A 16896-nucleotide genomic window follows, 5' to 3' on the forward strand; every position below is an offset into this window, starting at 1 on the left:
TACCAGCGCCTCCCGGGCGCGGTCCTGGGGGAGCCACTCGACTGGCCAGCCGACGGAATGTGCTCTTACGTATGTCATAGAGGACTTTTTGCTGACGAGTGGCGATCAGTTGGAGGAACCGTGCAGACCGACATCGACCCGCGGAGCCTGATCGGCCGCAAGGCGTTCGACCGCAACGGCACCAAGATCGGCACGGTGGACGAGGTCTATCTCGACGACGCCACCGGAATCCCCGAGTGGGCGGCGGTGCGCACCGGTCTGTTCACCCGGGACGCCTTCGTGCCGCTGGAGCCGAGCGAGCTGGTGGACGACGCGCTGCGGGTCCCGTTCGAACGGGCCCTGATCAAGGAGGCCCCCGACTTCGGGGTGGGGCGGCACCTCTCGCCCGAACAGGAGCTGCGGCTCTACCACCACTACGGACTCGACGTCCCCGGCCTCGGCGACGAGGCCGACGACGCGGACTTCGGCCGGCTGGCCTCCCCCGGCGACCGCGCCGACCGGCCGGACTGAACGGACGGGCTGGGCCGGACGGCCGCCAGCGGCAGCGGCTGGGAGGAGATCAGCTCCGGATCGTCCACGGCGAAGGTCCGCACCCGGCCGGGACCGGACCCGGGCCGCTCGAAACGCACCGTCACCCGGCCCACGCCACTGCCCTGCACCCACCCCGCGCCGAACCGCCCGTGCGTCACGTCGAGCCCCGGCAGCCACCGCCGGGGCACCTCCGGCTCCTGGCTCTTACACCCATCTCCGAACCCACGAGCCAGGCAGAAACCTCGTTTGCCGTCTTTTACTTGAACAAAAACACACGGCCGCAGGCGCTCCCACCCCGGCCCCGGCCCCCCGGCCCCCCCGCCCCCGGCGGGGCGGCCTCCCCCCCCCCGCCCCCCGGCCCCCCGCCCCCGCCCCCCCGCCGTCGTGTCCACCCCCTCCAGCAGCCGCTCCGCCGCCTCCCTGACCACGACCGGATCGTCGGTGGGGCCGCGCAGCGTCTCGGAGCGGGTCAGGGTGGAGAAGTCATATCTCCTGACCTTCAGCACGATTGTGCGGCCCGAGCGCCCGGCCGCGCGCAGCCGCCCCACACAGCGGTCCGCGAGCCGCGCCACCTCCAACCGGATCCGGGCCCGGTCGGTGACGTCCACGTCGAACGTGTCCTCCACGGAGATCGACTTGTGGTCCCGGTCGGCCACCACCGGCCGCTCGTCCACCCCGCTCGCCATGGCGTGGACGGACGCGCCGTGCGCCTTGCCCAGCAGCCGCAGCAGCTCCGCCTCCCCGGCCCGCGCGGTCTCCCCGACGGTGGTGATCCCCGCCCGGCGCAGCAGCTCGGCGGTGGCCGGGCCGATGCCGGGCAGCGTCCGCACCGGCAGCGGCGCCAGCAACTCCCGCTCGGTGCCCGGCGGGATGAGGACCCAAAAGTCGGCATGCGCTTTTTCTGCCGTTCTCGTGGGCACGGGCGGCGCAGCAGCTCGGCGGTGGCCGGGCCGATGCCGGGCAGCGTCCGCACCGGCAGCGGCGCCAGCAACTCCCGCTCGGTGCCCGGCGGGATGAGGACCAGACCGTCCGGCTTGGCCCGCTCGGACGCGATCTTCGCGAGCATCTTGGAACCGGCCAGGCCCACCGAGCCGCTCAACCCCGTCGCCTCCCGGATGGCGTCCCGCAGCCGCTCCCCGGCGCGGCGCGCCTCCGCGGCGGTGGCGGCGGCGCCGCCGGCCGCCAGGTCGACGAACGCCTCGTCCAGACTCAGCGGCTCCACCAGCGGGGACAGCCCGGCCAGCAGGCCCATCACGATCTCGCTGATCTCCCGGTAGACCCCGAAGCGCGGCACCAGATACGCCCCGTTCGGACAGAGCCGCCTGGCCTGGGCCGTGGGCATCGCCGACCGCACCCCGAAGCGGCGGGCCTCGTAGGAGGCGGTGGCGACCACCCCGCGCGGGCCGAGGCCGCCGACGATCACCGGCTTGCCGCGCAGACTCGGCTTGGCCGCCTGCTCCACCGAGGCGTAGAAGGCGTCCATGTCGAGGTGCAGGATCGTCGGCTGGCTCCTCACCCTGTCGATGGTGCCCCAGGGGTCTGACAGCGGCGGGTCCCGCTCAGCCGATAGGTCAGCCGATGCGGTCGGCCGGGGCGCGCCGGCGCCGGGCCAGCTCGTCCGCCGGGTGACCGGAGACGACCGGCTCCCCGGTGTCGACCCGCTCCGCCTGGAGCCGCGACAGGGCACTTTCCACATCGCCCCACACCGCGCCCACCGCGATCCCGAACAGGCCGCGCCCGCCCCGGAGCAACCCGGCCAGCTCCTCGGGCGAGTCGCAGCGGTAGACGGTGGCGCCGTCGCTCATCAGCGTCATGTCGGACAGCTCCGCGAGGTCGGCCGAGCGCAGGGCCTCGACCGCGGTCCGGATGCTCTGGAGGGAGACCCCGGCGTCCAGAAGCCGCTTGACGATCTTCAGCACCAGCACGTCGCGGAAGCTGTACAGGCGCTGGGAGCCCGAGCCATGGGCCGGGCGGACGCTGGGCTGCACCAGGCCGGTGCGCGCCCAGTAGTCGAGCTGGCGGTAGGTGATCCCGGCGGCGGCGCAGGCACTGGGCCCGCGATATCCGAGCCGGCCGGGCGCGCCGCGCCCCTGGGGGCCGACGGACGGCCTCGGTCCGGGTGATGCCGGCGCGCCGGGGAGGGCGGGAATGCCGCCGACCGCTCTGCTGTCGCCGTTACCTGTCACGCCGGCCTCCGTTCCGCATGCCCCGACCGTGTCCCCGTCACTCACCGGCTGTCACGATGAGCACGCACACAGCGCTCCTCCCAAGACATGCCCCACCGACGCTAGGCATCCACACGCGACGCGTCAACGATCGCCACGCGCCGCTACTGGCTGCTCGTGCCGAAGTCCTCAGGGGAGATCTGGTCGAGGAACTCGCGGAACCTCTCGACCTCGTCCTCCTGCTCGTCGGGGATGATGATCCCCGCGTCGTCGAGCACCGCGTCACTGCCGTAGATCGGCGTACCGACGCGCAACGCCAGCGCTATGGCGTCGGACGGACGGGCGCTGACCTCCACCCCGCTGGCGAACACGAGCTCGGCATAGAAGACCCCGTCCCGCAGATCGGTGATGCGCACCGCGCTGAGCTCCTGTCCCACGGCTTCCAGCACGTTCTTGAACAGGTCGTGCGTCAGCGGCCTGGCAGGGGTCATGCCCTGCTGGGCGAACGCGATGGCGGTCGCCTCTCCCGGTCCGATCCAGATCGGGAGGTAGCGATCGCCGCCGACCTCACGGAGGAGCACGATGGGCTGATTATTGGGCATTTCCACCCGCACACCCACGACGTCGAGCTGATTCACACAGCAACCCTAGGCGGTGCCCGGGGCATTTGGATAGTCGAGCACCCCCCAGCGCGGCGCTCGCGCGACGCCCGGGGCTCAGAATCCCTGCCGGCTCGCGAAGAACACCAGCCGGTATTTACCGATCTGCACCTCGTCGCCGTTGGCCAGGATCACGGAGTCGATCGGCTCGCGGTTGACGTAGGTGCCGTTGAGGCTCCCCACGTCACTCACCGTGAACCCACCGTCCGGCTGACGCCGGAACTCCACGTGACGGCGGGAGACCGTGACGTCGTCCAGGAAGATGTCGCTGTGCGGATGGCGCCCGGCGGTGGTCACGTCGCCGTCCAGCAGGAAGCGGCTGCCGGAGTTCGGCCCGCGGCGCACGATCAGCAGCGCCGAGCCGGGCGGCAGGGCCTCCACGGCGGCCTGTGCCTCCGGGGAGAGCGCGGGCGACGGGTGCTGGCCGGTGATCTCCGCCTCGTACGCCTCCAGGCCGCTGATGGAGATCGTCGAGGTCGTCTCCGACGAGCCGTCGAGCCCGGGCCGCAGCGCGTTCCCGCAGTTGGAGCAGAACCGGCTGGTGGGGCCGGTGCGGTGCCCGCAGCGGGGGCACGTGGGCATCTGGAAGGCGCCGGTGGGCTGGTCGCCTATATCGCCGGACCCGCCCACCTCGTCACGGAACAACGGGCGGCCCGGCTCGGCACCGGACGCCGGCGGCGTCTCGCCATGCTGGCGGGCGCGGGGCCGTGTGGCGCTGTGCGCGCCACTCTGACGCCTGCCGAACAACCTAGCGAAAAAGCTCACCAGCGATCCCCTCGTACCTAGCCCGGCCCGTTTGCGGACGGGGCGGTCCATTGTCTCTCACCGGCCGTGCGGACATTCCGACAACGTCCCCGGCCCCCGTTCAGTTTCCCTCACCGAGCGCCACGTGATCGCGGCGCCCCCGGTGCGGCAGGTCACGGCGACGACTGAGCGTAGTCAGGCTGCTCCGCCGATCGCAAGGCGTCCACGACGACCTTGTCGGGCCGCGCCACCTCCACCTCCGCCTGCTCGTTCTCCAGGGACTGCACCACGCCCCCGGGAATGTTCAGCGCCGGTTCCAGATCCTCCGGCCGGCCGATGGCCTCGACCAGGAACGGCGCGCCGACCGTGCGGCCGTCGATGACCACCTCGTCGCCGTCGTTCACGAAAAAGGTGTCGGCCACGATCCGCACGTCGTTGATCTGGATGGCCTCGGCGCCCGCGGCGCGCAGTTCCTGCACCGCGTCGAGCAGCATATCGGCCTCGACGGTGCCCCAGGGATCACCGATGCGCAGGGTGACGCCGGGGCCCTCGGCGGCGACCGTGCCGGCCAGGACGCCGAGCTGCCGTTCGCGTTCCAGCGCCTGGCGCCTGGCCTCCTCGGCCTGGTCGGAGCTGGTCTCCAGCTCGGTGCGCTGGTCCTGGAGCGCGGCGCGCTCGTCCTCCAGGCGCGCGGCGCGGTCGTCGAGGTCGCTGAGGATGCGCACCAGGTCCTCGCGGCGGGCGCCGCGCAGCGCGGTCTCGTCGCTGCCCGCCGCCCGCACCTGGATGGCCAGGCCCAGGCCGAGCACGAAGAGCAGCACGGCGGCGACGAGCTGGCCCCGGGTGGCGCGCGGCGGCCAGAACACGGCCAGCAGGGCGCGGCGCCCGGTGGGGCGCGCGGCGGGCCCGGGCGCGGGCGCGGGGATGGGATCGGTCGTGGCGTCGGGCGTGGCGTCGGGCGTGGGGGATTCCTCGGTCACCGGGGTCACGCCCCGAAGACGTGGCGGCGGATGGCCGCCGCGTTGGAGAAGATCCGGATGCCGAGGACCACCACGACGCCCGTGGAGAGCTGGGCGCCGACGCCGAGCTTGTCGCCGAGGAAGACGATCAGCGCCGCGACCGTGACGTTCGACAGGAACGACACGACGAACACCTTGTCGTCGAACACTCCGTCCAGCATGGCCCGCAGGCCGCCGAACACCGCGTCCAGGGCGGCGACCACGGCGATGGGCAGGTAGGGCTCGACGCCGGTGGGGACGACCGGGCGGGTGAGGATCCCGACCACGACTCCCAGCGCGAGTCCCAGAACGGCGATCACGGTGTGTTCTCCTCCTCGGCCGCCCGCGCCTGCGGCGTCGCGGCTTCCTCCGGCGCGGGCACGGGCCGGGCGGTACGCGTGGTGAGGGCCGGGGCGGCCGGCAGGCTCAGGTCGTCCCGGACGGACAGGGCGGTTCTGATGCCGTAGTCGTCGCGGAGCGCGTCGAGGTACCGGCCCTCGGCCGTCGCCTCGAACGCGGCGGCCAGCTCGTCGCCGGGACCGACGGCGAGGACCGTGTAGGGCGGGGCGAGGGGCCGGTTGTCGACGAGGACGGCGTCGCCGGCGGCGCGGATCGCGGACAGCGCGGTCAGCCGCCTGCCGTTGACGGACACGGCCTCGGCACCGGCCCGCCACAGACCGTTGACGACGCGTTGCAGGTCACGGTCGCGGACCCGGCCGGTGCCGGAGAAGCCGCTGTCCCCCGCGTCCTGGGCGTCGTCGACGGTGAGCTGGACACCCGGGCCCTCGACGGCCGTGGCGCCGGCCAGGAGCGCGACGAGGTCGCCCCGGTCCGCGTCGGCGGGACCGAGCGCCTCGCGGCGGCGGGCGGCGACGTCCTCGCGCAGCGCGTCCACCTCCGCCTGGAGATCGTCCAGGCCCTCGGTGCCCGCCTCGACCCGGTCCAGCAGTTCCTGCCGCTCCCTGGCGACGGCGGGGGCGGCCTCGCGCGCCTGGGCGGCGCCCCGGGGGACGACGAGAGCCGCCAGCACCAGGCCGGCGGCCAGCCAGAGTCTGGCGCGCGTCGTGCGCGGCAGGTCCGACCGGCCTTCGGCCTTCCGCCTGGCCGCCGCCTGGGCGTACCCCTCGTCGAGGGTGTGGTTCATGACGGCGGTCAGCAGCGACATGGAGGCGTCGGGGCGCGCCGGGGCACGGTGTCCGGGCTCCTGCGGTGGCATGGCGGACATCGTCCCACGGCGCCCCCGTCGGTCCGAACGGGCCCTTGGGGCAAGGGCCTTCCGGACGGAGGGTCAGGCCCCCGGCGTCACCGTTCGGCGCTGTCCACCACGGTCGCCCAGTGGTCGAGCAGCTCCTGCGCGGCGGCGTCGTCCGGTCCCTCGGCCCACAGGTGGGTGACGGCCTCGGCCGGGTCGGGCAGCACGAGGACCCACCGGCCGTCCGGCTCCACCACGCGCACGCCGTCGGTGGTGTCGATCGAGCGGTCCCCGGCCGCCTCCACGACGCGCCGCATGACCAGGCCCTTGATCGCCCACGGGGTGGCGACGTCACGGCGCAGGACGTGGGCGCGCGGGATGCGCGCGTCGATCTGGCTGAGCGAGAGCTGCGTGCGCGCCACCAGGCCGATGAGCCGGGCGAAGGCCGCGGTGGCGTCGAAGACGCTGCTGAACTCGGGGACGATGAAGCCGCCCTGGCCGTCGCCGCCGAAGACCGAGCCCTCCTTGTGGGCGACCCGGGTCAGGTCGTCGGGCGAGGTGGTGGTCCACTCGACCTGGGTGCCGTGGTAGGCGGCGACCTGCTCGGCGATGCGGGTGGTGGTCACGGGCAGCGCCACGCGCCCGCTGCGGCGCTCGGCGGCCACCAGATCGAGCATGACCAGCAGGGCGCGCTGGTCCTCGATGATCCGGCCGCGCTCGTCCACCAGGGCGAGCCGCTCGCCGACGGGGTCGAAGCGGACGCCGAACGCGGCGCGGGCGGAGGCGACGATCTCGCCGAGCCGCACCAGGCCCGCGCGGCGGACGTCGGCGGTCTCGGTGGGGCGTGCCTCGTCCAGGCCGGGGTTGATGGTGAGGGCGTCCACGCCGAGCCGGCCCAGCAGGCTGGGCAGCACGAGGCCGGCGCTGCCGTTGGCGGCGTCGACGACGATCTTCAGCCCGGACTCGGCCACCCCGGTGGTGTCGACGGCGCGCAGCACCGAACCGGTGTAGGCGTCGAAGACGCTGGCGGGGAACCGCAGGTCGCCGATCTCGCCGGGGAAGGCGCGGCGGTACTCCTGGCGGGCGTAGACGCGGTCCAGCTTGCGCTGGCCGCCCGCGGAGAGGTCGGCGCCCCGCTCGTCGAAGAACATGATGTCGACGGAGTCGGGGACGCCGGGGGTGGTGCGGATCATGACGCCGCCGGCGCTGCCGCGCGCCGTCTGCTGGCGGGCGACGGGCAGCGGCACGTTCTCCAGGTCGCGGACGTCGATCGCGCTGGCCTGGAGGGCGGAGATGACGGCGCGCTTGAGGGCGCGCGCGCCGCGGGAGTGGTCGCGGGCGGTGGTGACCGTGGAGCCCTTCTTCAGCGTGGTGGCGTAGGCGCTGGCGAGGCGGACGGCGAGCTCGGGGGTGATCTCGACGTTCAGGATGCCGGAGACGCCGCGGGCGCCGAAGAGGTTGGCCTGGCCGCGGGCCTCCCATATGACCGACGTGTTGACGAAGGCGCCGGCCTCGACGGTCTTGAACGGGTAGACGCGGACGTTGCCCTGGACAATGGATTCCTCGCCGACGAGGCATTCGTCGCCGATGACCGCGCCGTCCTCGATCCGGGCCGCGCGCATGACGTCGGTGTTCTTTCCGACGACGCAGCCGCGCAGATTGGTCTGGGGACCGATGTAGACGTTGTCGTGGACGACCGCCTTGTGCAGGAAGGCATCGGCCTTGACCACCACGTTCGACCCGATGACCGTGTGCTCGCGGATTTCCGCGCCGGCCTCGATCTTGGCGTAGTCACCGATGTAGAGCGGCCCCCTGAGCTTGGCGTCGGGGTGGACCTCCGCGCCTTCCGCGATCCAGACGCCGGGCGAGATCTCGAATCCGTCGATCTCGACGTCGACCTTGCCCTCCAGCACGTCGGCCTGGGCCTTGACATAGCTCTCGTGGGTGCCGACGTCCTCCCAGTAGCCCTCGGCGACATAGCCGTAGACCGGCTTGCCCTCCTTCATGAGGCGGGGGAAGACGTCGCCGGACCAGTCGACGGGGACGTCGGGGTCGACGTAGTCGAAGACCTCGGGCTCCATCACGTAGATGCCGGTGTTCACCGTGTCGGAGAACACCTGTCCCCAGGTGGGCTTCTCCAGGAAGCGGTCGACGCGTCCGTCCTCGTCGACGATGGTGATGCCGAACTCCAGGGGGTTGGGCACCCGGGTCAGGCAGACGGTCACCAGGGCGCCGCGCTCGCGGTGGTACCGGATGAGATCGGTCAGGTCGAAATCGGTGAGGGCGTCACCCGAGATCACCAGGAACGAGTCGTCCTTGAGCGCGTCCTCGGCATTCTTCACACTTCCGGCCGTACCCAGTGGCTTTTCTTCATGGGCGTAAGTGAGGTCCATACCGAGTTCCTCACCGTCGCCGAAATAGTTCTTCACGAGGGAGGCGAGGAATTGCACTGTGACCACGGTCTCGGTGAGCCCGTGCCGCTTCAGCAGCCGGAGCACGTGCTCCATGATCGGGCGGTTGGCCACGGGCAGCAGCGGCTTGGGCATGCTCGCGGTCATCGGACGAAGCCGGGTGCCTTCGCCACCAGCCATTACGACGGCCTTCATATCGGAAGTGTCCTCCTTGGGGAGTCGACAGTCACTCCGACCGCGCCCGTCCGGAGGGGCTGGGCCCGGGGTGGCTCCCCGGTATGCGCGGCACGTGCGGGCGCCAGCCCCCCGCGTCACTGCCGGAGCGGTCTAGTCGGAGGTGGTGTCCGCCTTCAGGAGACGGCGGACCTGCACCACGTAAAGAATCCCTGCCCACCAGTAGAGCGCTGTACCCCAGCCGGCGAACGCCCATCCGAAAATCGCAGCGAGTGATGCCACCCAGCTACTTCCGTCACTGAGCAGCAGCAACGGGAAGGCGTACATCAGGTTGAATGTCGCGGCCTTCCCGAGGAAATTCACCTGCGGCGGGGCGTAGCCGTGCCGGTCGAGGCGCCATACGGTCACCAGGAGCATCAGTTCGCGGGCGAGCAGGAGTGTCGTGAGCCACACCGGCAGAATCTCGCGCCAGGTGAGCCCCACGAGGGTGGACAGGATGTACAGCCGGTCGGCGGCCGGGTCCAGGATGCGGCCCAGCGCGCTGACCTGGTTCCAGCGGCGGGCCAGTTTGCCGTCCAGATAGTCGCTGACCCCGCTGGCGGCGAGGAGCAGCAGGGCCCAGCCGTCGAGATCGGGGCCGTCGAAAACCGGGGAGAGGACGAGCCAGAGGAAGACGGGCACGCCCGCCAGCCGGGCCATGCTCAGGATGTTCGGGACCGTGAGGACCCGGTCCGTCTGCACGCGCGTCTCCTGGACCTCCACCGGACGCCTCCTGCTGATCCCTAGACCCGACGCTGTGCGGTCCGACCTTACCCGCCGTCCCCCCGGCGGGTGGGGGCAGGGCGCCCGGAAGCGGCCAGGAGGGGATGGCCTAGGCTTTTCTGTGATCTGCGGCACTCCTGGGGCACGGCGAGGCGGGTGACATGCGGAGCAGGCTGCGAGGCGTCGGCGTGAGCCATGGCGTGGCGATCGGCGAGGTCAGACACATGGGTACGGCGGTGCCGGAGCCGCCGGCCGGGCGGATTCCGCCCGACGCGGCGCCGCGCGAGCTGGACCGCGCCCGGCGGGCGGCGCGGGCCGTGGCCGCCGATCTGAACGCGCGGGGCGGGCTCGCCGGCGGCACGGCCCGGGCGGTGCTGGAGGCGCAGGCGCTGATGGCCGCCGACCCCGAGCTGCTGGCCGACGTGGAGCGCCGCGTGTCGGCGGGCGGCACGGCGGAGCGCGCGGTCTTCGACGCGTTCGCCGCCTACCGGGCGCTCCTGGCGGAGGCCGGTGACTATCTGGCGGGCCGCGTGGCGGACCTGGACGACGTGCGGAACCGGATCGTGGCGCGGCTGCTGGGCGTGCCGGTCCCGGGGGTGCCGGAGAGCGACGAGCCGTTCGTGCTGATCGCGCGGGACCTGGCGCCGGCCGACACCGCGCTCCTCGATCCGGCGCTGGTCCTCGGCTTCGTCACCGAGGAGGGCGGGCCCACGAGTCACAGCGCGATCCTGGCGCGGGCCCTGGGCGTGCCGGCCGTGGTGGCGCTGCCGGAGGCGGGCCGGATCGCCGAGGGCACGGTCGTCGCGGTGGACGGCGCCACCGGCGAGATCGTGGTGGACCCGAGCGGCGAGGAGCTGTGTCATATACACATCTGACGCGGCCGACGAAGAGGATAGTGGGGAGCACGGCGGGAGAGGGGGCGACAGTCAGAAAAGAGAACGCAGGCAGGTGGCGGAGGAAGGATGAGGACGGGTTACGACGCGTGTGACCGGGTGCCGCTGCTGGCGAACATCGCCGGCCCCGGCGAGGTCGCCGCCGCCGTGGCGGCGGGCGCGGAGGGCGTGGGGCTGTTCCGCACGGAGTTCCTGTTCCTGGGGGGCGGGGACCGGCCGCCGTCGGAGGAGGAGCAGGCAGCCGCCTACCGGGAGGTGCTGGCGGCGTTCCCCGAGGGGCGCGTGGTGGTGCGGGTGCTGGACGCGGGGGCGGACAAGCCGCTGCCGTTCCTGACGCCGGGCGACGAGCCGAACCCCGCCCTCGGCGTGCGCGGGCTGCGGGCGCTGCTCGCGCACCCCGGGGTGCTGGACACCCAGTTGGGGGCCCGGGCCCGGGCCGCCGAGGGCCTGCCGGTCTCCCTGGCGGTCATGGCGCCGATGGTCGCGGACCGGGCCGACGCCAGGGCCTTCGCCGACGCGTGCCGGGCGGCCGGGCTGCACGTCCCGTCCGGCGTCATGGTCGAGATCCCGGCCGCCGCGCTGCGGGCGCGCGCCCTGCTGCGAGAGGCGGCGTTCCTCTCGCTGGGCACCAACGACCTCGCCCAGTACGCCTTCGCGGCCGACCGGCAGGTCGGGGCCGTCGCCCGGTACCAGGATCCGTGGCAGCCCGCGCTGCTGGACCTCGTCGCGCTGGCCGCCGAGGCGGCCGGGGCCGAGGGCAAGGGCTGCGGTGTGTGCGGCGAGGCCGCCGCCGACCCGCTGCTGGCCTGCGTGCTGACCGGCCTGGGCGTCACCAGCCTGTCGATGGGCGCGGCGGCGATCCCCGCCGTGCGCGCCGCGCTGGCCCGGCACACCCTGGCCCGGTGCGAACGCGCCGCGGCGGCGGCCCGCGCGACGGACGACGCCGAGCAGGCCCGCACGGCCGCCCACGGCATCCTCTCCGACCCGTGAGCCGGTGACCGCGACAAGCGGACGGAACACCCACCGGACACCACGGCCTCGCCCGCGCGCCCGCCGGAGCACCTCGGCCGACCAGGCCCCCCGCCGGGCCGGGAGGGACCTCGGCCGCGTTTGGGTAGCCCATACCGTGCTCCGGCCGTACCGGCTCACCAATGCGCGCGCAGGGGAAACGCCGTGGCCGATCCGGCCGGTCACAGCTCCGCGCGGAGGCCAGGCCGCGCGCCCCCGGGCGAACCACGCCGGGCTCCGGCACCACCGCACCCGGGGTCTCCCTACCGCTCGGCCGCGCGGCCTCACCCGCGCACGCCGGAGGAACGCGACGGCCGATCCGGTCGGCCATGCTCCGCGCAGGGGCCGGGCCGCGTCCAGTAGGGCACGCGGACTCGGGCACCACCGCCTCACCCACACGCGCCGGCGGAACGCCGTGACCGACCCGGCCGGTCACGGCTCCCCGCAGTGGGCGGGCGGAACGTCGGCCGCGCCCCGCTGGACCACGCCCCCCTCCGGCCGCACCGGCTCGCCCGTGTGGGCGTCCGTGCGGCGCGCCCCAGCAGATCCGGCCGGTCACGGCTCCGCGCAGGGGCCGGGTGGGATGTCGGGTGCGCTTCGGTAGGCCACGCCGTGCTCCGGGGGGACCGGCTCGCCCGTGTGGGCGTCCGTGCAGTACGCCGCGAAGACCTCTGCCTCGCTCAGGCCCCGCAGCCGGCCGGCGGCGAGGCTCCCGCCGCGCCCCTCCTCGCCGTGGCCCGCCGCTCCGGCGCCGGAGCGCAGCACCAGCCCGCCGGGGGCTCCGGTCGCCACTCCGGCCGCCAGCAGCGTGCACAGCACCAGCGCCTCGGGCTCCGGCAGCTCCAGCGCGCCGTCCGCGCCGCGCGCGGCGGTCACCGCCGCCGTCAACGGGCCGGTGTCGGCGATCACGCTGCACACCAGGTGGTGCGCGCCCGGCTCGGCCCGCTGGAGGATCTCCGTCAGCAGCCCGGCCGCCCGCCGGAACGCGCACCGCGACTGGGGCGCCCCGCACGCGGCGCAGGACCCGGCGGACGCCAGCAGATCCGTGCCCGCCTCCCAGGTCTCCCACCGCACGTGCTCCGCGAGCAGCGCCGGGACCAGCCGGGTCAGGGGCTGTCCCTCGTACGGCACGGTGGCGCCGCGGGCGGCGACCTGCGCCGTGTACCGCGCGCGGCTGGCCGGGTCGTCCGGCGGCAGGCCCTCCCGCTCGCAGAACTCCGCGAAGCCGACCGGGTCGAACAGCGCGACGCTGGTGTGCCCGTGCCGGCCCGTCATGGAGCGCAGCAGGGCCTCGATCTGCCGCAGATACCCGGCGTGGTCGGTGAAACCGAACGACGCGTACCGCCGCATCAGCGCGAATCCGGTCTCGTCCGGGACGACCGCCACCGTGCCGGCCGCCTCGCGCCACGGGTCCGCGCCCCGCGGGTCCCGCTTTCCGGTGTGTGCCATGGCTCCCCCTCACCCTTCGAACGGATGGGAACGTCTTGGTCACTCACCGTAGTCGGTGCCACTGACAGCGGCCCGGTCGCGGACCAGCCGTTCGAAGAACCGCAGCAGTTCCGGGTCGTCCACCGAGCCGGGGTTGACCGCGGACTCCAGGGGCGCGCCCTGGAGGAGGCGTTTGACCGGGATCTCCAGCCGTTTGCCCGTCAGGGTGTGCGGGACGCCGGGGATCTGGAGGATCTCGTCGGGCACGTGCCGGGGCGACAGGGCGGACCTGATGGCGTCGCGGACCCGGTCGCGCAGCGCGTCGTCCAGCGCGGCGCCCTCGGCCAGGTGGACGAACAGCGGCATCCAGTACCCGCCGTCGGGGCGTTCGAGGCCGATGACCAGGGACTCGCGGATCTCCGGGAGCCGCTCCACCACCTCGTACAGGTCGGCCGACCCCATCCGCACGCCCTGTCGGTTGAGCGTGGAGTCGGACCGGCCGTGGATGACGACGGTGCCGCGCGAGGTGAGGGTCGTCCAGTCGCCGTGCCGCCACACGCCGGGGAACATCGCGAAGTAGCTGTCGCGGTACCGCGCGTCGCCCGGGTCGTTCCAGAACCGGACCGGCATCGACGGCATGGGGGCGGTGACGACCAGTTCGCCGACCTCGTCGGTCAGGTCCCGGCCGTCCGGGCTCCAGGAGCGCAGGTCGGTGCCGAGGCTCGGGCCCTGCAACTCGCCCGTCCACACGGGCAGGGTCGGTACGGCCCCGGCGAAGCAACTGCACACGTCGGTGCCGCCGCTGACCGAGGCGATCCACAGCTCGCCCCGTCCGCCGCCGGCCTCGTCGTGAAGCCAGCGGAACCCGTCGGGCGGCAGCGGCGAGCCGGTGGTGGCCACGCAGCGGGTGGCCGAGAGGTCCAGGTCGCGCGCCGGGTGGACGTCCGCCTTGGCGCAGGCCAGGACGTAGGCCGCGGAGGTGCCGTACAGGGTGGCGCGGGTCGCCTCGGCGACCCGCCACTGGGCGTCCGGGCCGGGGAAGGCGGGGCTGCCGTCGTGGAGGACGACGGTGGTGCCGGTGAGCAGGCCGGAGACGAGGAAGTTCCACATCATCCAGCCGGTGGAGGTGTACCAGAACAGGCGGTCGCCGGGGCCGAGGTCGCAGTGCAGGCCGAGCTGCTTGAGGTGCTCGACGAGGATGCCGCCCTGGGAGTGGACGATCGCCTTGGGCAGCCCGGTGGTGCCCGAGGAGTACAGCACCCACAGCGGGTGGTCGAAGGGGACGGGGGTGAACACGGGCGCGGGCGCGGTGTCCGCCGGGCCGGTTCCGGCCAGCGCGTCCCACTCCAGGGTTCCGTCGGGCGCGGGCGTGCCCAGCAGCGGGACGTGCACGACGGCGCGGAGGGGGGGCAGCCCGGCGCGCAGTTCGGCGACGGTGGCGGCGCGGTCGTGGGTCCGGCCGCCGTAGCGGTAGCCGTCGACCGCGAACAGGACGACGGGCTCGACCTGCTGGAAGCGGTCCAGGACGCTGCGGGCGCCGAAGTCGGGGGCGCAGGAGGTCCACACGGCGCCGACGGCGGCGGAGGCCAGCAGCGCGACGACGGCCTCGGGAACGTTGGGCAGATAGCCGCTGACCCGGTCGCCTGGCCGCACGCCCAGGCCGCGCAGCGCGGCGGCCAGGGCGCCGACCCGGGCGCGCAGTTCGGCCCAGGTGACCGGGCGCGGCTCGTGCCGCTCGTCGACGGCCAGCAGCGCCGGCTCGCCGGCCCGGGCCGGGTCCTCGCCGGCGCGCAGCGCGTGCTCGGCGTAGTTGAGGGTGGCGCCGGGGAACCACTGGGCTCCGGGCATGGTGGCGTCGGCCAGCACCGTGTCGAACGGCGTGGTGAACCGGACGTCGAACCAGTCGGTGACGGCGTGCCAGAACGGGCCGAGCGCGGTGACGGACCAGCGGTGCAGCGCCGCGTAGTTCCCGGCCGGATCGTCCGGGCGCGGGGCGGGGGCGCCGTGCCGCGCCGCGGCGTACGCGTGGAACCGGGTGATCCGGGCCTCGGCGGCCCGCTCGGGCCCCGGCCGCCACAGCGGCCCGGGCGGGAACGGCGGTGCGTCGTGCGGCGTGGTCATGGCGGCTCCCCGGGCGGTGCGGCGGTACGCGTGGCGCGGCTGGGCAGGACGATGCCAGCTCACCGGCGCGGGCGCCAGAGCGGCCGTCCGGCCGGGCCCCGGATGGCCGGGCCGGGTGCGCGCTGGTAGAGCTGGAGGGGTGCGGCGCCTCCCCCTCCCGCTCGTGCTGGCCGGGCTCCTCGGCGCGCTCTGCGGCCCGGCGGCCCCGGGCGCGGCGCCCGGCGGCGACGCGGCACCGCCGGAGTTCGCCGCGCTGCGGGACGTCGCTCCCGGCATCGGGCAGGAGATGCGGTACGCCTCGCGGCGCAACTTCACCGGCCGCCCGGTGGACGGCTACCGCGAACCGGAGTGCCTGCTGACCCGCGACGCCGCGTCGGCGCTGCGCCGCGCGCACCGGGCGCTGGCGCGGCGGGATCTGGGGCTGCTGGTGTACGACTGCTACCGGCCCCGGCGGGCGGTGGCGGACTTCCTGCGGTGGGCGGCGGGACCGGAGGACGCGGACACGCGTGAGGAGTTCCATCCCCGGGTGCCGAAGGACCGGCTGTTCGACGAGGGGTATCTCGCGGCCAGGTCCGGGCACAGCCGCGGCTCCACCGTGGACGTGACGCTGGTGCGGCGGTCGGGCGAACCGGTGGACATGGGCACGCCGTTCGACTTCTTCGACCCGGCGTCGGCGCCGGACTCGCGCGAGGTGGACGGCGCGGCGCGCCGGGCCCGGGGGGTGCTGCGGTCGGCGCTGGAGGAGGAGGGGTTCGTCCCGGTGCCGACCGAGTGGTGGCACTTCACCCTCGCGGCGGAACCGTTCCCCGCCACGTACTTCGACTTCCCCGTGTCCCGGGACGCGCTCCGGCGGTGAGGCGCGCCCGCCGGACAGGCGGCGGCGGTCCGGAACCACCCCCGTAGGTCCCGGGCCCGCCGCCGTCACACCTTCCGACGTGGCGGGCCGGGGAGCGGTTCGCCCTACCGATCAGTTGTCACCCTTTCGCGACATCCCCGGGACGGACCCGGCGCACACGGCGTCAGCCCTGGTCACCGAGGAGGCCGCGGGGCGGGGTGGAGAGCTGCGGGCCGACTCGTTTCACCAGCAGCGCCATCTCGTACGCCACCTGCCCTATGTCGGCCTCGGCCTCGGTGAACACGGCCAGCGCGCTGCCCTGTCCGGCGGTGGTCACCAGCAGGAACGCGTCGTCCAGCTCGACGAGGGTCTGGCGCACCGCGCCCGTCTCGAAGTGCCGGCCGACGCCGCGCGCGAGGCTGTGGAAACCGGACGCGACGGCGGCCAGTTGCTCGCCGTCCTCTCTGCCCAGGGAGCGGGAGGCGCCCCGGGGCAGGCCGTCGGCCGCCAGGACCAGCGCGTGACGGACATGGGGCACGCGCTCGACGAGTTCGTCGAGGATCCAGTCGAGCTGTCCGCTCTCCTGGGGCGTACCGCGGTGCTGCGGGGTGCCGCCGTGACCCGCGGACTCCGGTGCGGTCATCGGTCCTGCCTTCGGCTCTCGTTGTCTGGCCTGCTTACGGTCTGGCGCCCGGCGGGGGTCCGTCCCCGCCGGGGTCGTGCTGCTGCCGCCCGCGCTGCCAGCCCCGTTGCAGGGCCGCCATCCGGGCGCGCAGCTCCTCGGCGTCCAGGTCGGGTACGGCGTCGGCGGCCGGGTGGCCGCCGGGCTGGGGAGGCTCGCCCCGCCGTGGGCCCTGCCTCTTATACACACCTGACGCCGCCGACGAAGAGGTGATGGGAGCTGAGATGGGTGGTCCGATCGCGTTCAAGATTGACTGGTCGCGCATGCAAAGGTCGCGAGCGTGCTGACATCAA

14 protein-coding genes and 3 pseudogenes are annotated in these 16896 nt (G+C 74.1%); 4 read left to right on the forward strand and 13 right to left on the reverse strand.

Going from position 1 to position 16896, the window contains the following annotated elements:
* The first annotated feature begins 120 nt into the window (after positions 1-120).
* A complete protein-coding gene (locus BN2279_RS09935) occupies positions 121-510 on the forward strand; it encodes a PRC-barrel domain-containing protein (RefSeq protein ID WP_059008344.1) in 390 nt (129 codons plus the stop codon).
* Here the strand turns inward: BN2279_RS09935 and BN2279_RS31460 are convergent.
* The 10 genes and pseudogenes from BN2279_RS31460 to BN2279_RS09980 all read right to left on the reverse strand — a co-directional run.
* Positions 414-1352: pseudogene (locus BN2279_RS31460) on the reverse strand (DinB/UmuC family translesion DNA polymerase); the annotation flags it as partial. The gene BN2279_RS09935 and the pseudogene BN2279_RS31460 overlap by 97 nt on opposite strands.
* Positions 1353-1463: 111 nt before the next feature.
* Positions 1464-2047 (reverse strand): annotated as a pseudogene (locus BN2279_RS31465) (Y-family DNA polymerase); the annotation flags it as partial.
* A 55-nt stretch (positions 2048-2102) separates the two neighbouring features.
* Entirely contained in the window at positions 2103-2717 is a 615-nt protein-coding gene (locus BN2279_RS09945; protein ID WP_059008345.1) for a MerR family transcriptional regulator, read from the reverse strand.
* Positions 2718-2860: 143 nt separating this feature from the next.
* Complete coding sequence (locus BN2279_RS09950) at positions 2861-3334, reverse strand: bifunctional nuclease family protein (RefSeq protein WP_059008346.1); 474 nt, start codon at positions 3332-3334, stop codon at positions 2861-2863.
* 78 nt (positions 3335-3412) lie between these two features.
* The gene (locus BN2279_RS30530; protein WP_059008699.1) at positions 3413-3937 is read right to left on the reverse strand and encodes an FHA domain-containing protein; all 525 of its coding nucleotides are present in this window, start codon (positions 3935-3937) and stop codon (positions 3413-3415) included.
* A gap of 335 nt (positions 3938-4272) precedes the next feature.
* On the reverse strand, positions 4273-5088 hold the full coding sequence (locus BN2279_RS09960) for a DUF881 domain-containing protein (RefSeq protein WP_059008347.1): 816 nt from the start codon (positions 5086-5088) through the stop codon (positions 4273-4275).
* Entirely contained in the window at positions 5085-5417 is a 333-nt protein-coding gene (locus tag BN2279_RS09965; RefSeq protein WP_059008348.1) for a small basic family protein, read from the reverse strand. Before BN2279_RS09965 ends, BN2279_RS09960 begins: the two co-directional genes overlap by 4 nt.
* A complete protein-coding gene (locus tag BN2279_RS09970) occupies positions 5414-6322 on the reverse strand; it encodes a DUF881 domain-containing protein (protein WP_407702221.1) in 909 nt (302 codons plus the stop codon). The genes BN2279_RS09965 and BN2279_RS09970 overlap by 4 nt, the downstream gene beginning before the upstream one ends.
* A gap of 77 nt (positions 6323-6399) precedes the next feature.
* Positions 6400-8895 carry a mannose-1-phosphate guanyltransferase gene (locus BN2279_RS09975; protein WP_059008350.1) on the reverse strand — a complete coding sequence of 832 codons (2496 nt, stop codon included), beginning with the start codon at positions 8893-8895 and terminating at the stop codon, positions 6400-6402.
* Positions 8896-9027: 132 nt separating this feature from the next.
* Positions 9028-9636 (reverse strand): cardiolipin synthase ClsA, encoded by a 609-nt coding sequence (locus tag BN2279_RS09980; RefSeq protein ID WP_059008351.1) that lies wholly within the window; start codon positions 9634-9636, stop codon positions 9028-9030.
* A gap of 161 nt (positions 9637-9797) precedes the next feature.
* Between BN2279_RS09980 and ptsP the strand changes: the two are divergent.
* A pseudogene (gene ptsP, locus BN2279_RS09985) lies at positions 9798-11519 on the forward strand (phosphoenolpyruvate--protein phosphotransferase).
* A gap of 573 nt (positions 11520-12092) precedes the next feature.
* Here ptsP and BN2279_RS09990 read toward each other — a convergent pair.
* Positions 12093-12986, reverse strand: coding sequence for a hypothetical protein (locus tag BN2279_RS09990; RefSeq protein WP_059008352.1), 894 nt, complete (start codon positions 12984-12986; stop codon positions 12093-12095).
* Between the two features lie 39 nt (positions 12987-13025).
* Positions 13026-15086: an acetoacetate--CoA ligase gene (locus BN2279_RS09995; protein ID WP_059008353.1), complete on the reverse strand. Its 2061-nt coding sequence runs from the start codon at positions 15084-15086 to the stop codon at positions 13026-13028.
* 139 nt (positions 15087-15225) lie between these two features.
* Here BN2279_RS09995 and BN2279_RS10000 point away from each other — a divergent pair, with 139 nt between their 5' ends.
* On the forward strand, positions 15226-15942 hold the full coding sequence (locus BN2279_RS10000; protein ID WP_059008354.1) for a M15 family metallopeptidase: 717 nt from the start codon (positions 15226-15228) through the stop codon (positions 15940-15942).
* Positions 15943-16105: 163 nt separating this feature from the next.
* Here BN2279_RS10000 and BN2279_RS10005 read toward each other — a convergent pair whose 3' ends face one another.
* Positions 16106-16564 (reverse strand): roadblock/LC7 domain-containing protein, encoded by a 459-nt coding sequence (locus tag BN2279_RS10005; protein ID WP_059008355.1) that lies wholly within the window; start codon positions 16562-16564, stop codon positions 16106-16108.
* Between the two features lie 76 nt (positions 16565-16640).
* Here BN2279_RS10005 and BN2279_RS29290 point away from each other — a divergent pair, with 76 nt between their 5' ends.
* Positions 16641-16796, forward strand: coding sequence for a hypothetical protein (locus tag BN2279_RS29290; RefSeq protein WP_159037185.1), 156 nt, complete (start codon positions 16641-16643; stop codon positions 16794-16796).
* Positions 16797-16896: the final 100 nt, after the last annotated feature.

Origin of the sequence: Streptomyces specialis, from assembly GCF_001493375.1 — a bacterium.
Lineage (GTDB): Bacteria > Actinomycetota > Actinomycetes > Streptomycetales > Streptomycetaceae > Streptomyces > Streptomyces specialis.